This is a genomic window from Streptomyces sp. ID05-39B, assembly GCF_033794725.1.
GTDB classification, from domain to species: Bacteria; Actinomycetota; Actinomycetes; order Streptomycetales; family Streptomycetaceae; genus Streptomyces; species Streptomyces bobili.
Genome location: NZ_JARGEF010000547.1, coordinates 1 through 705 on the forward strand (window position 1 = coordinate 1; position 705 = coordinate 705).

Genomic DNA, 705 nt, shown 5'->3' on the forward strand with positions numbered 1-705 from the left:
GGGGGGGGCAGTTTTTTATAAAAGAACGCCTTCCCCCGCCCCGGCCGCGCCGCGGGCTTCCCTGCGCAGCGGCAAGGAACAGATCGGGCGCAAGCTCGCCGCCGCCCGCGAGGTGCTGGCCCGTGCCGTTCCGCAGCCGATGCCGTCGCTGCCCGCGGTCGCGTCGTGGCCGGTCGAGCAGACCTGGGACACCGGGCCGCAGCAGGTCTACCGTCCGGAGACGGACCCATGGGCGGGAGCGCGGACCGACACCGGCAGCCTGGCCGTCACCTCGACCGGCCCCAACGCCGTCCTCCCGACGGCCGGGACCGCCGTCCCCCTGCCCACGCCGGACTCCGGCACGCCCTCGTACGACTTCGCCAACCCCTCGTACGAGTTCGCCGCCCCCTCGTACGACCTCGCCGGCCCCATGTACGACCTCGCCGCCTCCTCGTACGAGTTCCCGGTGCCCGCATCCGACTTCGCGGCCCCCTCGTACGGTCCCCCGGTCCCCGCTTCCGACTTTGCCGCCCCCGGGTACGACTTCCCGGTGCCCATGTCCGGCTTCGCCGTGCCTCAACCGCCGATCGCGGCGCCCTCGAACGCCTTCCCCGAGCCCGAGACGGGCCTCCTGGCGGCCAGTTACGGCGACCTGCTCGCGCCCCCGTCGGGCAACAGCGCCCCGCCCGTCCCGCCGCAGCCGGTCCACGCCACGCTCCCCACGCC

Annotated in this window: 1 pseudogene; it reads left to right on the plus strand. The window is 74.6% G+C overall.

The features are described 5' to 3' along the window. Positions 1–705: pseudogene (locus P1P75_RS41820) on the plus strand (hypothetical protein); the annotation flags it as partial.